We start from the raw sequence: 17,241 nt of genomic DNA, 5'->3' as shown, positions 1-17,241 counted from the left end.
ATTTGAACATCTTCTTTTTATTGATCTATTCTAACTATGCGCCCGTAAAAAAAATAATATTGTAAAAACAAGAACCTGATAATGCGAAAATAATATTTTCACTAATTAATAAATCCCGGCAATTGTTTTTATTGCACCGTTTGTTTAAATTTGTGGCTATTATGAAAAATTGGTGCACTAAACTCTTCATTTCAATTGTCATTCTTCTAAATGGATATGGCAGCGCTTATGCACACCATAATATTGTAATTTTCAAAAAGTTCTCATTCTGCACTCTTGTAAATAATGTTCATAATGAACCGGAATTAAATCGAGGACGCTCATTTGAATCTTTTAAAAGAAAAATATGCCTTTTTGATAATGAAGAAAATGAAGACAATTTTTCTGCAGCTCAAAAACAGCCTGCAAAAAATAACTACTTTTTAATTTTTCACAGCACCAATCATTTTGTCCATTCAGCGACTGCTTTTACCCAAAAAGTGAATGGCCGCAAAATCTTCAGTTTACTTGATAATAAAGTATATCTGCTGTTTCAGGTTTTCCGAATTTGATTTTTAAGGCTATTGCTGCTCAATAGCTCACTGCTTTATTGTTTTTATCCGCTGTAGGCTTTAATTAGAAAATAGACGGACAAGAACTCCTATGGTCTGTTTCTAAAGGCCTTTTTACCTAAAAATCAAAAATAAATTACGTTTTAACGCTGAAATAATTATGAAGAGAATTTTCATGATCATGAGTCTGTGCGCCTTAGTTTTGGCAGGCTGCAATTCTAAAAAAGAAGAAGAAAAAGAGGAAAAAACCAAATTTCTGGTTACCAATCCAATCGAAAAGGATACTACCATTACAAAAGATTATGTATCTCAGATACATTCCATCCAGCATATCGAAATAAGAGCCCAAGAACGCGGTTATCTTGAAAAAATTTATGTCGACGAAGGCCAGATGGTTAAAAAAGGACAGCTGTTATTTAAAATCATGCCTGCACTTTATGAAGCCGAATTAAAAAAATCCAAAGCAGAGGTAAGTTTCAGCTCAATTGAATACCAGAATGCTAAAAAATTGGCCGATGAAAAAGTGGTTTCTCCAAACGAACTGGCAATGGCCAAAGCAAAACTGGAAAAAGCAGATGCAGAAATGGCTTTAAGCAAAGTCCATCTTCAGTTTACAGAAATCAGAGCGCCTTTTGACGGAATCATAGATAAGTTTCATGTACGTCAGGGAAGTTTGGTCGATGAAGGAGAACTGCTGACAGAACTGGCAGATAACAGCTCGATGTGGGTGTATTACAATGTTCCTGAATCTGAATATCTGGACTATCAGGAGAAAACTGGAAAAACTGGAAAAATGAAAGTCAATCTCTTGATGGCCAATAATAAAAAATTCCAATATCCAGGAGTTGTAGAAACCATTGAAGCCGACTTTGACAATGAAACAGGAAACATCCCTTTTAGAGCTACTTTCCCTAACCCAAAAAGATTATTGAGACACGGAGAAACAGGAAGCATCCAGATGCCTATAGAACTGAAAAATGCTATGCTGATACCTCAGAAAGCCACATTTGAGGTTTTAGATAAAAAATATGTATATGTAATTGACAAAAACAATGCTGTAAAATCCAGAGAGGTTGTTATTGCTGCCGAGATGCCTCACCTATTTGCAATAAAAGAAGGCTTGTCTGTTGATGATAAAATACTTTTAGAGGGGCTTCGTCTTGTAAAAGAAAACCAGAAAATAGATTACCAAGTGGTAAAACCCCAGTCGGTTATCTCCAATTTAGAACTGTATGCAGAATAACCGAATCTAAAAAAAGAACACATGTTTAATAAATTTATACATAGACCCGTTTTTGCAATTATAATTTCGATTATAATTGTCTTTATAGGTACGCTGTCCATCAGACAGCTCCCTATATCGCAATTCCCTGAAATTGCACCCACAACCGTAAATATCTTTATCGCTTATCCGGGAGCAAGTGCCGATGTACTGGTTAAATCGACTTTAATCACCTTGGAGAATTCCCTTAACGGCACGCAAGGCGTGCGTTACATGGCGACAGATGCAACGAGTGCCGGAGAAGCAACTCTTAGAATCATATTTGAACCAGGAACAGATCCTAATGAAGCTGTAATCAGGGTAAAAACAAGGGTAGATCAGGTAATGCCATTATTACCTGAACTGGTTCAGCGTGAAGGGGTTGTCATTACTCCTATTCAGCCCAGTATGCTGATGTACGTGAACCTTTATTCGAAAAGCAAAAGCATGGATGAGAAGTTTCTCTACAACTATGCCGATGTGAAAATGATTCCTGAAATCAGCCGTGTTAAGGGTGTGGCAAGAACCCAGATATTAGGAAGCCGCAAATATGCCATGCGTGTATGGCTTAATCCGGACAGAATGAGGGCTTATAAAATTTCTGTTGAAGAAGTGATGCAGGCGCTTCAGGAACAAAGCATCATCGGCCGTCCAGGCCGATTAGGGCAGAGTTCCGGTATTGCCGCACAATCTTTAGAATATGTACTGACTTATAAAGGCAGGTACGACGAACCTAAAGAATATGAAAATGTAATTGTACGCGCCAATTCAGAAGGAGAAAGCATTCGCCTGAAAGATATTGCAAAAGTCGAATTAGGAAGCGAATTCTTTGATATTTATTCGAACCTGGACGGTCATCCTTCTGCCGCTATTGTACTGAAACAAAACTATGGAAGTAACGCGAGTGATGTAATTCGCGACGTGAAAGCAAAACTGGAAGAAATGAAAGCGGGTTTTCCTCCAGGAATGGATTATAAAATCAGCTACGACGTTTCGCAGTTCTTAGATGCTTCTATTGATCAGGTTGTCCATACGCTAAGAGATGCCTTCATTTTGGTTGCTTTGGTTGTATTTATATTTTTAGGAGACTGGCGTTCGACTTTAATCCCGATTATTGCCGTTCCCGTATCTTTAGTTGGAGCTTTCTTTGTAATCCAAATGTTTGGAATGTCAATCAACCTGGTAACGCTGTTTTCTTTGGTATTGGCAATCGGAATTGTGGTCGACAATGCGATTGTCGTCGTCGAGGCGGTCCATGCCAAGTTTGAAGAATTTCCGCATATTACGCCGTATCATGCCGTTAAATTAGTATTGGGCGAAATTGGAGGCGCCATTATTGCCATTACAGCTGTTATGGTTTCCGTTTTTATTCCCGTTTCCTTTATGTCGGGACCGGTGGGAACCTTCTACAGACAGTTTTCGGTTACCATGTCCAGCTCGATTATCATTTCTGCTATTGTAGCTTTGACCCTTACCCCTGTTCTCTGTGCCATTCTTTTGAAAAACAACCATGGAAAAGAGAAAAAAGGAAATATCCTGACAAAATCGCTTGATGCTTTCAACAGATGGTTTGAAAGGCTTACAGGCCGTTATGTTGCTGTTTTAAAAACAATCGTAAGCCGAAGAGTATTGACTTTTGGAATCCTGATTGCATTCTGCGCTTTCATTTTTATAGAGAACAAAGTGCTTCCATCCGGGTTTATTCCGAGCGAAGATCAGGGAACCATTTACGGAATCATCCAGACGCCTCCCGGCGCAACTTTGGAAAGAACCAATCAGGTCGCTCAGAAACTGCAGAAAATCTGCGAAAGTGTTGAAGGAGTTGAATCGGTTTCTTCTTTGGCGGGTTACGAAATCATGACCGAAGGTCGCGGCTCTAATGCCGGAACCTGTCTGATTAACTTAAAATCATGGTCTGACAGGAAACATTCTGTAACCCAAATCATGGAAGAACTGGAGAAGAAATCAAAAGATCTGGGGGCTGTTGTGGAGTTTTTTGAACCGCCCGCAATTCCAGGATTTGGTTCTTCAGGAGGTTTCTCTATGCGTCTATTAGACAAAACGACGAGTACCAATTATCAGGAATTTGATAAAATCAACAAGCAGTTTATGGCCGAGCTGAGAAAACGTAAAGAGCTTTCTGGCTTGTTTACTTTCTTCGCCGCCAATTATCCGCAGTATGAGTTGGAGATCAATAACGATCTGGCTATGCAGAAAGGCGTTTCTATCGGCAAGGCAATGGAAAACCTGAATATCTTAATCGGAAGCACCTACGAACAGGGATTCATCAAATTTGGAAGATTTTTTAAACTATACGTGCAATCGGATCCAAAATTCAGAAGGCTGCCATCAGATGTGTTGAATCTTTTTGTGAAAAATGATCATGGAGAAATGGTGCCTTATTCTGCCTTTATGACGCTTAAAAAAACGCAGGGGCCTAATGAGATCACGCGTTACAACATGTACAATTCTGCCGCTATTCAGGGGCAGCCTGCAAGCGGCTATACCACAGCAGACGCGATTAAGGCGGTGCAGGAAACAGCTGCAAAAACGCTTCCGAAAGGTTATGATATTGCATGGGAAGGGCTTTCTTACGATGAAGCCGGCAGAGGAAACGAATCGATCTATATCTTTTTAGTGGTATTGGCTTTCGTTTACTTTGTACTAGCGGCGCAATATGAAAGCTTTATTATTCCATTGTCTGTAATTTTATCTATTCCTGTTGGAATTTTAGGCTCTTTTGTCATTCTGCAGATTATGGGCCTGCAAAACGATATTTATGCCCAGGTCGGATTGATCATGCTGGTTGGACTGCTGGGTAAAAATGCCGTACTGATAGTTGAATTTGCTGTCCTCAAGCACCAGCAGGGCGCCACAATACTGGAAGCGGCTATTGAAGGCGCCAAAGTTCGTTTCAGACCGATCTTAATGACATCTTTTGCCTTTATTGCCGGTTTGATTCCGTTAATCTTTGCTTCTGGAGCCGGTGCAATCGGAAACAGGACCATCGGTGGATCTGCACTTGGAGGAATGCTTTTCGGAACCATTTTCGGAGTAATCATAGTTCCTGGACTATATTACATTTTTGGCTCATTGGCCGAGGGCCGAAAACTAATTAAAGGAGAAGAAGAAAGTTCATTGTCTGATGATTTCATGCATCATGTAGATGATTTTTCAACAAACAATCAAACTCAGGAAAATGAAGAATAACAGAAATATAAAATACGCAGGTCTTGCCTGCGTAATGCTCTCTATAGCGGGCTGTAAGACGGCTTCTATTGCAGAGAAAACAGAAAACAGGACAGTACCCGAAAACTATGCCGATAATGGTTTAGATACGCTTAACACTGGAAAAGTAAAGTGGAGAAGCTATTTTACGGATGAAAATCTAGAAAACCTGATTGATATTGCACTGAAAAACAATCAGGAATTGAATATTACGCTTCAAGAAATCGAAATTGCAAAAAGCGAAGTAAAAGCCAGAAAAGGTGAATACCTGCCATTTGTTGGCTTTAGCGCTGGTGCTGATCTAACCAAGTCCGGAAGGTATACAAGCACAGGTTCAGGCGAGGCAACAACCGAGATTATGCCTGGCAGAGAAACGCCCGATCCGCTTCCCAATTATCGTTTTGCCCTTACTTCAAGCTGGGAAATAGATATTTGGAACAAACTGCATAATGCAAAAAAAGCCGCTTTAAACCGATATTTAGGTTCCATCGAAGGAAAGAATTTTGTAATTACCAATTTAATTGCAGAAATAGCCGATTCGTACTACGAGCTTCTAGCTTTGGATAATCAGTTGGAAATTATCAAACAAAATATTGATATCCAGACCAATGCTTTAAGAGTTGTAAAAATACAGAAGGAGGCTGCCCGAGTAAACGAACTGGCTGTACGAAGATTTGAAGCGCAGATTTTAAGCACTCAGAGCCTTCAGTTTGATATTCAGCAGCAGATAACCGAAACGGAAAATAAAATCAATTTCCTGTTGGGACGTTTTCCCCAGAAAATTACCAGAAGCAGCAATACTTTCAGCACTATAACTCCAGCAGATGTTCATGCCGGAGTGCCTTCTCAGCTTTTAGAAAATCGTCCCGATATTAAAAAAGCCGAAATGGAACTAATCGCTGCAAAACTGGATATTAAAGCCGCTAAAGCTAAATTTTATCCTTCGCTGGGCATTTCTGCTGGAATCGGATACGAGGCTTTTAACACTAAATATTTGCTGACTTCTCCAGAATCTCTATTATATTCTATAGCTGGCGATTTAGTAGCTCCTTTGATTAACAGAAATGCAATTAAAGCAGAATACTTTACTGCTGGCGCTAAACAGATTCAGGCTGTTTACAATTATGAGAGAACATTGATAAACGCTTATGTTGAAGTGGCCAACCAATTGTCTAAAATCCAGAATACGGCAAAAAGCTATGACTTAAAGTCAAAGCAGGTGCAGGCTTTAAATGAGTCTATTCAAATATCAAACAACCTATTTAGTTCTGCCAGGGCAGATTATATGGAAGTTTTATTGACCCAGAAAGACGCTTTAGAATCTAAGTTTGAACTTATTGAAACCAAAAAACAGCAGATGAACGCCTTTGTAAATGTTTACAGAGCACTCGGAGGCGGCTGGAATTAATAGTTTTCATTTTTATTTTTGAAAAGGAGACCTGTTAAATAACAGGCCTCCTTTTCTGCTTACCGCTTAGTCTAGGATCAAATCTAAATCTAATCCAGCTGTATAATTCCTTAGCATAAGCCATCCAAGCGATAGAGTCTGTCCACAATCTCCCTCTGCAACTATTATGATTTTATCAGCTCTTGCCCATTTTCAGATGCCGTTAAAAAATACTTTCCATCTTTACCAGCTCTATCAGCGCCATTTTTTTATTAATACAACTAAACAGGCTTTTATTCAAAGAATACGTTTCTATGCAAAAGATAAACTATCCGTTTGATATTGGTCTGTAAACAGCCGATAATCTGATCACCACTTAAATTTTCCAGCCTCATGACTCTGATTATTTATTGCCGCTCAACTGAGGCAAAAACTAGGTTTTATTCCCATTCTCAAAAGCCTGCAAAACAGCTGTGCGGAAAAAGAAATAAACCAATTTTCAGCTCCGGTCGAACAACAATCAATAAGTATGGACTAATACTTTTATCTAAACCAAATTTACTTAGCCAATAAAAGACACACACTACATATAGAAAGCCAATTTCTTTAAATCATTCATAAAATGGTTTGTAAATTGTTAAGTAACGGTCACTTCTCGGGACAAAAGATAAAAATCATCTTTTGTCCCGTTTTTTTTTGCCTTTAACTGTTTGTTAATCAGATAAATAGACTCCACTATTTTGTTCACTCTAGCGGTTTGTACTTTATTTTCGTGAATTGTGAAATTTTCGGGGTAAACTAAACCAATTAGGCTTCTTGCATCTGATAAATCCCTTTTCAAATATGAATCACTAAGCTTGATAAGGTTGTCAACCCCCTTTATCAGTAGCTCTTCAATACTATGCTTATCTTTAGTGACTGTTGATAGCTCACGTTCAAGGTTTGCAATTCGTGCACCATAGTCATCTTTCATCAGCTTATAATCATCAGCTTCAATCTTTGATGTTAGAAGAAGATCTCTTGCATTGCTTAATCTGAGTTCATAATCTTTTATCTGTTCTACAAGTCTTCTTTTCTGTTCGCCGGCATTATTTGCGAGATCACGATGCGTTTCATATAAAATCGAGCTGTATAATTTCTTAACTTCAGCTATAGGTTGATACTTATTAAGATCTTTAATAAAAAGTTCATTGGCGATTTCTGAGTTAATTCTAAACTTACATTGCGCTTCACAGTGGTAATAATGATAGTATTTGTGTCTTCCTTTACATTTACTTCCTTGCAGCTTCTTTTGGCACTTTGGACAGATAAAAAAGCCTCTTAATGGGAAATCAACGACAGTTTTAATTTTAGGTCTGTAAAGGCGTGATTTTCCATCTAAGATATCCTGTACATTATAAAAAAGGCCCTCAGAAATAAGTGGCTCATGTTGCCCTGTAACAAATCTGCTTTCTTCATCTTTATATTTCGGTATAAATATTTTACCACAATAAACAGGATTTCTTATTAGGCCCCACATGTTATTTTTAGTTCTTTTAAATCCTCTTCTGCAAGCCATATGATATATTTGCTCTGTATTGAATATTCCTTTAGCCAATTCTTCAAATATCCAGCGCATAACAGAAGCGGCAGGTTCTACAAGTGCAATATATTTACTTCCGTCTTCTTTGGATTTATTAGCATATCCAAACGGTGCAATACCCATATATCTACCTTCTTTTTTCGCCCTCCTCATTCCATGAAAGGTATTTAAAGCTCTTCGATCGTTTTCAACTTCAGGAGCCGCTAGGTAAAAAGCCAGCATCATCTTATTTTCTGGAATTGCCAAATCAAGAGGTTGCTCAATCGCTTGCGGTTCTACACCTAACTTTCTTAATATGCTTATCATCTGATAGGCATCACCTGCGTTTCTGCTGAAACGATCCCATTTGGTAAATAAGACCAGATCAGTTGTGTTTTTCTGTCTTTTCAGATTCAGTAAAAGTTTATTCCATTGTGGTCTATTAAATGTTTTAGCGGAATGGTCCTCATAAATAACGTTACGCACTTCAATATAATTTATTGAGCAATATTTCCTTAAAACTTCTTCCTGATTTCTTTGCGAATAACCTTTCTCTGCTTGTTCGTCCGTGCTTACACGTATGTATAAATCTGCTATAATACTCATGACTCCAAAAATTTAGATACGGCTACATGAGCCATTTTTCGTAAAAATAGCAAAATTTCAGTTGCTTCTTCGATTGTAACATTCATACCCTCAGAGTTTAACATATTCATAGCTTTCTCTGGGGTTATTTTTCCTCTTGTGTTTTCCTCTTCATCTTCCATCTCTAAAAATACTTTATATAAAAAAAGCCCTTGTGAGGGCTTTAATATTTTATTAATACATTACTCAAAAAAATAAATCTTACTCCCTTGTGTTTTCTTAAACGACCGCTCGTACTTTATATAACCATAAGTACTCAATTCCTGAATACACTTATGATAAGTGTACGCTGACGAAATTTTTGCCAAAGGAGTTATCTCATGTCTATAGACCTGTATAGGATTTACGAAACCTTTCTCAACTCTATACTTTAGAAGTGCGGCATAAATTGCAATATGGGTGGAACTTATTCTAAAATCATTTTCAATTGCAGAAAAGAAGTCTAGTAAGCTTTTCAGATTTTCCATAGCCTTTATTTTATATTTTTCTGCATTTACTTTTGACTTTGTTATCTTCAAGTTTTAAACTTGATTGTACTTTCAAAGGGATGTCCCTTTTAACTCTAAACAAACTTTCAATTGTCACCTTCCTTAAATTTTCATTGTAAATATTCAGACACTTATTTTGAGGATTAGCTTCGATATAGACCTTAGATTCCGTTCCTTCTTTGGTTAAAGTCACTGCTTCTCTTCTGCCATCTTTAAGTGAATCTATTAAAGAATTGATTTCCGATTGATCCCAAGTCTTCAGGAATAATTCAGATACACTTTTCTCAATGTTGAAGCCATATGATTCATGAAATTCTTTTAATTGATAATTATTATCAACTCCTTTTTGATTAAAGTCTAATTGTTTCCAAGTCCCTGCTGTTAAAACTGCTCTACCTGATAGTAATTCGTAAGCCTGTTCTGAATTAAAAGCTTTTACCTCATCAACATCAAAATAATATTGCCTAGTCTCATTATTACCATTCTGATGATGGAGACTAGAATTAAAACCTTTAAAATCATAATGTCCCTGCTCATTTCTTATAAAATGAAGGGAATGATTCATCTGTTCGTGCTCATTAAGATAATAAGATATCGGAACAGTAAATTTATCCTGCCCCAACCTCATATACCTATCAACTTTATTGTATGCATCTTTAAAGCCAGTGCGTTCCAGATTATATGTAAGCAACTGATTGCTTTTTAGCTCCTCTCTGCTTTCTTTTTGAGCATTGATTCTTTCTACAACAATTTTGCTCATTAGTTTATAAAAATACTGCCGAAACCTGTCCGGATAAATTTTCTTAATTAAAGCGTTTCGTTCGTTTCTTATAATCTGCAATGCAGTACGTTCATCTAATTGATTTGTATTCTTATACTTCAATAAAATACTTTCATAGAACCTTAATTTCTCTTTTAATAGAGAATTTTCTAACGATGAACTTGATTTAAAAAGTTTCTTCAGTCGGTCTTCTTTTGAATTCCACCCAGCAATCTCTGACTCCAGTCTATTTGTAAGAAACTCATTATTCATAATTTTAAACTTTAGAGGTTAAGAATTTCTATACAGATTTACCTGCCTTTCTTTTATGGGCAGCAGTTTTCTTTTCCCTCTGATCAGGATCATCATCACTATCCTGCTTCTGGGATTGTTCTTTCGAAGCTGACTTTTCTTTCGATTCCGCCTGCTTTTGATCCTTGCTCTCGCGATGATTAATCCTTTGTAAATTATCGTCGTAAACATTTACAGTTTTAAATTGTGGATTTGCCTCTACATACTGTTTGCTTTCTACTCCACTAACAACAAAAGTTACGGACTGAAGATTACCTTTTTTAAGTGAATTTAAAAGATCTTCTTTGTATTTAGGTGTTTCAAGTTCCTTTATAGAATGTTTTGCTAAACTTGCTTCCAAATCGTACCCATAATTTTGATGGTAATGATTTATTTTAAAGTTTCCATTGCTCTCGGATTCCTTAAAGTCAATTTTGAGCCAGGAATTATACACTTCACCTTCCTTAGTTTTAAGATCTTTATTTACAGAACGTCCTTCCATTAAATTATAGGCTTCTTTAAGGGTAATATTACTGCTGTTGTTATTAATATAAAAAGTCTGTTCTAATCCTTCTTTCGATTCTTCTTTTTTAAGATTTACATGATAAGAATTAAAAAAGTAAAGATCACTTTGGTCGGATTTTTTAAAATTCAATTCGGCAGTCATTGCATCTTTTCCATAAACACCTTCTTTTATAATCTTAAACTCTGTCTCTCCTTTTAGCATCTTTTCTTTCAGATCCTGATCGAAAGTTTCTCCAAATCCAGTATATTTTAACTGATCTTTTAGGAATTCTAAATTTTTCTGATTCATGATAAATTATTTTAAAGTTATTATTCTTTTAAAAGCTGTTAAGAACATCAAGATCAATTAGATCATTATTCTTGATGTCTATTTCTAATTGTCTGCCACCATCCTTTTCAATAAGTTGAATCGTGAGGTATTTTTTCTCAGGGATAGTAAACTTTGATAAAGCATAGACTAAATTCACTTCCGATTTATCTGGAATCAGCATGGAGCTGGAAGTTGAAAAAAGCGGAACTATTTCTATTTCCTGTGAAGCAGTGCGCTTAGATTTTCTCTGATCCCGAATAAAAAAACGAAGCTGGTCTATGTCGTAATTTATCTTTGAAGTATTACCTAAAACAAGTCTGAAGTAAAGAACATCCTGATGAATAAATATGCCGTTCACACTAAGATTAATATCAAATCTTGACCTCTTTAAGCCGCCTATTTTTTTCTTTTTCAACAAAGCAAGCTTTGAATACTGCTCAATTTTCTTTTGATTTTCATTATCGAGTGAAAACAAAATATCATTGTTTACAATTGCACTATTGTCAGCCTTAATGTTTAAATCCGGGCATACCTCATCAAAATTCAAAACAAAAACATACAACCTGCTGTCGGCTGTAACTACAGTAATATTGGTCTGTATAAAATTCTGCTTTGCAGCTTTCAGTAGTAAAATATTTTCTACTCCTTTTGCCTTTTGCATTAAAATATCCGAACTTCCCTTATCTATGCTTTTTATCGCATAAGGAAACACTATGCTTGTTGTTTTAGAATAAGCAATCTGCACATTTTTAAACTGATCCTGATTGAAATCAACAGCTCTATTTATCAATTGTGCATTGCCCGACAGTATACTTAAAAGCAGGCAGACCAAATTCATCCAATTATTATTTTTCATTTTTTCAAGATTTTAATTATTTCAAATTCTTTTGTTTTTCATCGTAGAGTAAAACTTGATATCCAGCCTTTATCACAACTTTTATAAGTTTTACCTTTTTGCTCATAAGGCTTTTTGCTGCTTCAATTCCCATCTCTGCAGCCTGCGCACCCCATGAGTCGGTAACTCCATTTAATCCTAAAGTTTGAAGAGAGCGGTCTGCAGAAGTTTTAGCTACGTCCCTGCTTATTGCTCCCGGAATATAGATTCCGTCAATTCCATCCAAGTCGTAAACTGAGAGTTCAACAGGAAAAATTGAATTTCGATACTGGATATTATTAATTTTAACCTCCAGTCTTTCTCCTTTCAAAGATGCGATTCCATACAAAAAAGTGTTCTTAGGAATAAGTATCCCCTGGAGAAATACGTCAGTTTTTAATCTTAATTTTATAATTGACCCGTTTACAATAGTTTGTGTCTCGTGTATTATTGCTTCAATTGAATTCTGCTGCTGTTCCGAATCTAAGTTTTCATCAACTGAATAAAATGAGTTAGATTTTAAGAGATCTGGAGGTACTGTATTTTGCTGTAGAGAAGTAATATTAACTACTTCTTTTTTATGGCTGACAGTGAAAACTTTACCTTTGTTTATTTCTGAAGCTTGCTTTAACTTTTCCTGTACACGTGATGGATGCTGAATATCCAGAATGTTTTCAAGCATACCGCCGAGTTGTTTTAGTTCTGGATCAGGTTCTTGCGAAGTGCCCATTTGTGACATCATTTGCTCTAAGTTTTTTATCTCATCTGATTCACCTTTTGATGACCCATAGTTTTCAAACTCCCTCATATCCTGACCATAATTATCAGGGACAGCAGGCTGGCTGATTACTTTTTGAAGTGCTTTAAGTTTTTGATAAACTTTCTGTTCGTTTGCATCTTGATAAGAGGATGTATTAAATGCACTATGTGCTCTTACTAAATTATTATCCGTAAAATCATTTATTGATCCTTCTACTATTTTTTGATTTGAGTAATTAGGGTCTTTTTTTATTTGTTCCAGCAATTTGATCGAATCTACTGCCGCCTGGTCGTAGTAACTCATTTTATCGAGTGATGCATCTTCTTTAAATTTAGGAATGGGAAGATTAAAGTTAAATCCCTTTTTGATTTCTCTTTTGGCCGTTCCTACTTCCATTCTTCCACCACCTAAAATGTAGAATAATATGGTTATAAAAGGAAGTGTTATAAGAGGCAGAACTAAAAGCATTTTTCTTCTTTTAGATTCTTTGAGTGATATTATTTTTTGCTTCATGACATTACTTTTTAAAATTGATTGTTTTAATTTTTGGAATAGCTGCCGGGTTTTTATTTGTTTCAGAATTTTTCTTTGAGAATTCTGCGTAAATGTTATAGAGAAAATAACCTCCCTCCAAAACAGTAAACAGAACCAGCAGATAAATAATGGCTCTTTTAGAAAGTCTGCCCGTTAAAGTTTCCATTTTTTGCACCCACTTATCTTGTGCATATAAGTAATACTTATTGTAAATAAATGGCTCTTCTCGCTTTTTAATTAATGGTTTCATAACTGTCTATTTTCTATTTTCAACAGTTAAATCTTTGTTTTCGATGGTATTCCATCGTTCGATTAAAAAACCATGTGGATTGTTGTCGCTCCTAGATACATTACGAAGGCTTCCTTGGGTTATAAGGCTTCTTTTCAAGATACTGGTAGTTCTTATTATGCTTTGTTTGGCGTAGCATTGAAAGCGGTACGGGTATTCTTTGATATCTATAGTTATACTGTCAATCTGGATTGTCTGGCTTATATTTCCTGAAATGATTCCAGAGTAGAAACCATTCTCTTTTAGATCATCATAAATTCGCTTTGCACTGTCATCAGCCAGATAAAGAGCTTTTGTAACATTGGTTTTAATTACTTTATCATCAGGATCAAGGGTAAAGAAAAATTTATGAAATGTCTTTACATGATCTCTTGCTTCCACAGGTACATTATCTCTTCTATCTGATGCATATGCTTCCATAGCTTTCCCATTGGCAAGAATATAAACCTTATCCTGCATCAGAGCTACAGACTCAAAGCTCTTATAAAGCGTGTAACAGCAGATAATAATACATCCTGCAATTACCAGCATTGTAAATCCTCTCACATATCTGAATGCAGTATCTATATTTTTCATTTTAGTAAACATATTTTATCTTTTTAGGTTACTCTGAATTTCCTTTAAGCTTATCATTCATGTAATTTCCTTTCTCTTTAAAATACGGAGTATTACCAGCTGATGAGGACATGCTTTGTGACATTTGACCTGCAGCATTTCCCATAGAGTCCATTACCATACCAGCGCCTTGCGAGGTTTTTGTAATAACTGAATTAGTGGTACTGCTAAGAATGCCAGTAACTTTCTGCCCTAAGGCTCCGCCTCCACCTGCATGAACGATGTAATTAGCGACTGATGGGACAGTAAAATATCCGATGATACCAATAATCATAAAAATGAGATATGACATATCAGTCCTGCTGAAGAAAGTATCTCCCGTCGACTCTACCTGTGATAAATCCAGCTTCAGCATTAGCTCCTGAATTTTACCGATGATGCTTCCAAAGATATTTGCAACAGGCAGCCATAAATAAATATTAATATATCTTGCCAGCCAAACGGTGAGAGTATGCTGAAATCCATCAAAGACTGCTATGCCAAATACAAGGGGGCCAAGTATGGAGAGTACTACCAATTGAAAAGTCCTAAGTGTGTCAATACACAGAGCGGCAGCTTCAAACAATACTCTCAGTACTTCACTCATCCATTCTTTTACAGAATTTCTGAAATTATAAGAGGCCTTTTCCATGGCAAACTTTACGTCGTTTCCTATACCTGCAAGCATGCTCTCATCGGAAGGATCCTCATCATGAGTATATTTATACCATTTATCTCGATCTCCTGTTCCTGTGGAACCAACATACATTTTCCATGGATCGGTTTCTTTTATAGCCTTTTCTTTTTCCTTTAAAAGAACTGCAACAGCATTATTAGATCCTGTCACCATCGCAGCAGTGGCTGTAACAGTTGGTTTCATTACCCCATTAATAAGTGCCAGTACAGATGGAAAAATCATAATACAGAATCCAATAACAAAAGGCCTGAAAAGCGGATAAAAGTCAATAGGTTCTGCATTTGCAATATGACGCCAGACTCTGGAAGCTATATACCAAATTGTCCCAAAACCAGCTATCCCCTGCCCTACAGCCAAAAGATTACTGCACAAGGGCATCATCTCATCATAAAGCTGATCTAAAACCGAGTGCATACTCTGCATATTATCGCCGAGTCCCTGTGCACTTGCAGCAAAGGGTACTATCATTGCACCAGTTAATAAAAGCACTGTTTTAAAAAATTTATATATGTTCATCGTTTTAATTTTTTAAATCAAGAAGTTCTTTGGAAGCATATACATCTTTCTTTTCCTTTGCTCTCTGCAGTACCAGTATGCTTGATGATTTATTAAAGTCTCTCAAAAACAAAAGTTTATCCTGCATCTCCATATAAATAGTATCAATTGCTTGAAGCCTTTCATCGTCAGACATTCTCAACTTATCAGCTGTAATTACCATAGTAAGTTCATCAAGGTTTCTTAAACTTTGGTTCAAAAGGTTTGCATAAACTTTCTCAAAATAATTGATCTCCTGCTGGCTAAAACTTTCACTTTTCAAAAACCTGCTCAATCCTTTTTTACTTTCTTTTACCAACAGTATTTGATAGTTTACAATATCTCCTACCCTTTTGTAATTCTTGACCGTTGGGCTTACCTGCATAAGGGCATCTAAAAATGTTTTATGAAGACTAAAGTTGCCTTCGGACATATCTTTAACTGTTTTGTAACCTCCCGAAAGCAGTTCATACCCCTTTTTCATATCGCTGAGAATCTTTTTGAACTGCGAGAGTTTTTCAATGTTTAAGATCAACTGCTGGATTTCTGCCGACTGTGCATTCATACTGCTTGGGATAAATCCAAAAAAGACCAGAAATACTAAAATCAATATCCTTTTCATGGCGTTAATTTTTAAGTCCGTAAATAATTTGTGTGGATTCAGCACTTCTTTTTTCATGAGATTTTGACAATGACAATAACTTTGCTTCATTACTAAAAGACAAACAGAAATCGTAATTACTAACCATCGTTTTGTATAGCTCATCTATACGTTCTATCCTTTGGTCATCTTTAAGTTCCAGTTCTGAATCAGTAGTAAGAACCAGAAGCTGGTCTAAAGTTTCATTGCAGCTTTCTAGTAGTCTTTCAAAAGAACGCTCAATATAATCGAGCTCATTTCCCTGAAATAAATCATCAGTCTTGAGTTTAGTATAAGTGCTTTTATACATTTTCACTATCTTAAACTGCAAGGAGATAATCTCTACTGTTTTATAATAGTTCTTTATTTTGGGATTAATTTTCAAAAGTGAAGCGAAATAATCACCATGAAGATTGACTTCTCCTTTCTTCACATCACCAATGAAATTCAGACCTTTGGAAACAGCTGAATATCCTTTTTTAGCATAATCCATGTAAACCTGAAGTGCAGCGATCTGCAACAGCAGTTCCTTTCTCTGCTTGGCCTGTGCGTGAATTCCTTGATTTAAAACAAACCCAGCAAAGAGTAATACGATTACTTTTTTCATAATATTTTCCTTTATTACGGAATTCCGTAAAATTGTTTGACCTGATTTATTTCTGTTTCAGTTTTTGCTCTTTGAAGACTTAGCATTACATTCTGTTGATTAAAAAGTTTCAAGTCATCATAATTGGAATCGATTTGATCAGCAGCTTTATTAATAATCTCCAATCTTTTTAAATCACTCATCTGCGTTGAGAAAGAATCTAGAATTAAAAAGATCTGGTCAATATTCTTGACACTCTCCTCCAGAATCCCGGAATAAACGCGTTCCATATACTGAATTTCGCTTTCTTTAAAGTGAGAATCCTGCTTAAACAGATTCCATGCTCTTTCATATTCCTCAACCAGTTTTGTCTGCTTCTTTGTAATATCCTTTATCCTCTGATAGTAAGCAATAATAGATTTTACTTTTGCCAGTTCTTCATAATAGCCTTGATATAAGTCTTTCTGTTTCTTCGTCCAATCCGAAATTTCATCCAGCTTTAATTTAGAAAGTATATTTTCAACTTTTTTCTGGGCATTCTGAAGCCAGATTGTCTTATTTTGCAGTTTTTGAATTCTTAGGTCAATTGCTTTAATAACTTTCTTGGTAACTGCTTTCACGATCTCCAGTATTGGCAACACTGCTGTATTATTTGCCGATCTTGCAGGATTGCTGATGAGTAGCAGACATATCATGCAGGTAATTAATTTTGCTTTCATTTTCTCT

At 36.1% G+C, this 17,241-nt stretch carries 17 protein-coding genes; 4 read left to right on the top strand and 13 right to left on the bottom strand.

Annotated elements, in window-relative coordinates:
* The first annotated feature begins 161 nt into the window (after positions 1-161).
* The 4 genes from NYQ10_RS15090 (at position 162) to NYQ10_RS15075 (ending at position 6,448) form a co-directional block, all read left to right on the top strand.
* Positions 162-551, top strand: coding sequence for a hypothetical protein (locus NYQ10_RS15090; RefSeq protein ID WP_202002432.1), 390 nt, complete (start codon positions 162-164; stop codon positions 549-551).
* Positions 552-711: 160 nt separating this feature from the next.
* Complete coding sequence (locus NYQ10_RS15085; protein ID WP_281865501.1) at positions 712-1,794, top strand: efflux RND transporter periplasmic adaptor subunit; 1,083 nt, start codon at positions 712-714, stop codon at positions 1,792-1,794.
* A gap of 21 nt (positions 1,795-1,815) precedes the next feature.
* Positions 1,816-5,022 carry an efflux RND transporter permease subunit gene (locus tag NYQ10_RS15080; RefSeq protein WP_289877153.1) on the top strand — a complete coding sequence of 1,069 codons (3,207 nt, stop codon included), beginning with the start codon at positions 1,816-1,818 and terminating at the stop codon, positions 5,020-5,022.
* Complete coding sequence (locus NYQ10_RS15075) at positions 5,012-6,448, top strand: TolC family protein (protein WP_202002423.1); 1,437 nt, start codon at positions 5,012-5,014, stop codon at positions 6,446-6,448. The genes NYQ10_RS15080 and NYQ10_RS15075 overlap by 11 nt, the downstream gene beginning before the upstream one ends.
* A 616-nt stretch (positions 6,449-7,064) precedes the next feature.
* On the opposite strand, the gene NYQ10_RS15070 is transcribed toward NYQ10_RS15075, so the two are convergent.
* Genes NYQ10_RS15070 through NYQ10_RS15010 form a run of 13 tightly spaced genes read right to left on the bottom strand, consistent with a single transcriptional unit; the run spans position 7,065 to position 17,234 of the window.
* The gene (locus NYQ10_RS15070) at positions 7,065-8,594 is read right to left on the bottom strand and encodes a recombinase family protein (RefSeq protein ID WP_289877152.1); all 1,530 of its coding nucleotides are present in this window, start codon (positions 8,592-8,594) and stop codon (positions 7,065-7,067) included.
* Positions 8,591-8,755 (bottom strand): hypothetical protein, encoded by a 165-nt coding sequence (locus NYQ10_RS15065; RefSeq protein WP_167443804.1) that lies wholly within the window; start codon positions 8,753-8,755, stop codon positions 8,591-8,593. The genes NYQ10_RS15070 and NYQ10_RS15065 overlap by 4 nt, the downstream gene beginning before the upstream one ends.
* A 60-nt stretch (positions 8,756-8,815) precedes the next feature.
* Positions 8,816-9,100 carry a hypothetical protein gene (locus NYQ10_RS15060; RefSeq protein ID WP_289877151.1) on the bottom strand — a complete coding sequence of 95 codons (285 nt, stop codon included), beginning with the start codon at positions 9,098-9,100 and terminating at the stop codon, positions 8,816-8,818.
* Between the two features lie 10 nt (positions 9,101-9,110).
* Positions 9,111-10,154, bottom strand: a complete 1,044-nt coding sequence (locus NYQ10_RS15055; protein WP_289877150.1) for a hypothetical protein — start codon at positions 10,152-10,154, stop codon at positions 9,111-9,113.
* Between the two features lie 28 nt (positions 10,155-10,182).
* Positions 10,183-10,986, bottom strand: coding sequence for a hypothetical protein (locus tag NYQ10_RS15050; protein WP_289877149.1), 804 nt, complete (start codon positions 10,984-10,986; stop codon positions 10,183-10,185).
* A gap of 28 nt (positions 10,987-11,014) precedes the next feature.
* Entirely contained in the window at positions 11,015-11,863 is an 849-nt protein-coding gene (traN, locus tag NYQ10_RS15045) for a conjugative transposon protein TraN (RefSeq protein ID WP_289877148.1), read from the bottom strand.
* Between the two features lie 16 nt (positions 11,864-11,879).
* A complete protein-coding gene (gene traM / locus NYQ10_RS15040; protein ID WP_289877147.1) occupies positions 11,880-13,154 on the bottom strand; it encodes a conjugative transposon protein TraM in 1,275 nt (424 codons plus the stop codon).
* Positions 13,155-13,158: 4 nt separating this feature from the next.
* On the bottom strand, positions 13,159-13,425 hold the full coding sequence (locus tag NYQ10_RS15035) for a hypothetical protein (RefSeq protein WP_289877146.1): 267 nt from the start codon (positions 13,423-13,425) through the stop codon (positions 13,159-13,161).
* A 6-nt stretch (positions 13,426-13,431) separates the two neighbouring features.
* Positions 13,432-14,040 (bottom strand): conjugative transposon protein TraK, encoded by a 609-nt coding sequence (gene traK, locus NYQ10_RS15030; RefSeq protein WP_289877145.1) that lies wholly within the window; start codon positions 14,038-14,040, stop codon positions 13,432-13,434.
* Positions 14,041-14,068: 28 nt separating this feature from the next.
* The gene (gene traJ / locus NYQ10_RS15025) at positions 14,069-15,271 is read right to left on the bottom strand and encodes a conjugative transposon protein TraJ (protein WP_262511884.1); all 1,203 of its coding nucleotides are present in this window, start codon (positions 15,269-15,271) and stop codon (positions 14,069-14,071) included.
* A gap of 4 nt (positions 15,272-15,275) precedes the next feature.
* Positions 15,276-15,911, bottom strand: a complete 636-nt coding sequence (locus NYQ10_RS15020) for a TerB family tellurite resistance protein (RefSeq protein WP_289881042.1) — start codon at positions 15,909-15,911, stop codon at positions 15,276-15,278.
* A 4-nt stretch (positions 15,912-15,915) separates the two neighbouring features.
* Entirely contained in the window at positions 15,916-16,536 is a 621-nt protein-coding gene (locus tag NYQ10_RS15015) for a hypothetical protein (protein ID WP_289877144.1), read from the bottom strand.
* Between the two features lie 14 nt (positions 16,537-16,550).
* Positions 16,551-17,234 carry a conjugal transfer protein TraI gene (locus NYQ10_RS15010; protein ID WP_289877143.1) on the bottom strand — a complete coding sequence of 228 codons (684 nt, stop codon included), beginning with the start codon at positions 17,232-17,234 and terminating at the stop codon, positions 16,551-16,553.
* Positions 17,235-17,241: the final 7 nt, after the last annotated feature.

The sequence above is a fragment of the Flavobacterium johnsoniae genome (genome assembly GCF_030388325.1).
GTDB lineage: Bacteria > Bacteroidota > Bacteroidia > Flavobacteriales > Flavobacteriaceae > Flavobacterium > Flavobacterium johnsoniae_C.
Note: the sequence above shows the minus strand (reverse complement) of the source record. Positions and strands in the feature narration are given on the sequence as shown.

Bases quoted from the DNA above. Each gene is read 5' to 3' on its own strand.
- NYQ10_RS15085 (WP_281865501.1), top strand. From the start codon at position 712: ATGAAGAGAATTTTCATGATCATGAGTCTGTGCGCCTTAGTTTTGGCA.
- NYQ10_RS15070 (WP_289877152.1), bottom strand. From the start codon at position 8,594: ATGAGTATTATAGCAGATTTATACATACGTGTAAGCACGGACGAACAA.
- NYQ10_RS15015 (WP_289877144.1), bottom strand. From the start codon at position 16,536: ATGAAAAAAGTAATCGTATTACTCTTTGCTGGGTTTGTTTTAAATCAA.
- traN (WP_289877148.1), bottom strand. From the start codon at position 11,863: ATGAAAAATAATAATTGGATGAATTTGGTCTGCCTGCTTTTAAGTATA.
- NYQ10_RS15080 (WP_289877153.1), top strand. From the start codon at position 1,816: ATGTTTAATAAATTTATACATAGACCCGTTTTTGCAATTATAATTTCG.
- NYQ10_RS15050 (WP_289877149.1), bottom strand. From the start codon at position 10,986: ATGAATCAGAAAAATTTAGAATTCCTAAAAGATCAGTTAAAATATACT.
- traK (WP_289877145.1), bottom strand. From the start codon at position 14,040: ATGAAAAATATAGATACTGCATTCAGATATGTGAGAGGATTTACAATG.
- traM (WP_289877147.1), bottom strand. From the start codon at position 13,154: ATGAAGCAAAAAATAATATCACTCAAAGAATCTAAAAGAAGAAAAATG.
- NYQ10_RS15090 (WP_202002432.1), top strand. From the start codon at position 162: ATGAAAAATTGGTGCACTAAACTCTTCATTTCAATTGTCATTCTTCTA.
- traJ (WP_262511884.1), bottom strand. From the start codon at position 15,271: ATGAACATATATAAATTTTTTAAAACAGTGCTTTTATTAACTGGTGCA.
- NYQ10_RS15060 (WP_289877151.1), bottom strand. From the start codon at position 9,100: ATGGAAAATCTGAAAAGCTTACTAGACTTCTTTTCTGCAATTGAAAAT.
- NYQ10_RS15065 (WP_167443804.1), bottom strand. From the start codon at position 8,755: ATGGAAGATGAAGAGGAAAACACAAGAGGAAAAATAACCCCAGAGAAA.
- NYQ10_RS15035 (WP_289877146.1), bottom strand. From the start codon at position 13,425: ATGAAACCATTAATTAAAAAGCGAGAAGAGCCATTTATTTACAATAAG.
- NYQ10_RS15075 (WP_202002423.1), top strand. From the start codon at position 5,012: ATGAAGAATAACAGAAATATAAAATACGCAGGTCTTGCCTGCGTAATG.
- NYQ10_RS15010 (WP_289877143.1), bottom strand. From the start codon at position 17,234: ATGAAAGCAAAATTAATTACCTGCATGATATGTCTGCTACTCATCAGC.
- NYQ10_RS15020 (WP_289881042.1), bottom strand. From the start codon at position 15,911: ATGAAAAGGATATTGATTTTAGTATTTCTGGTCTTTTTTGGATTTATC.
- NYQ10_RS15055 (WP_289877150.1), bottom strand. From the start codon at position 10,154: ATGAATAATGAGTTTCTTACAAATAGACTGGAGTCAGAGATTGCTGGG.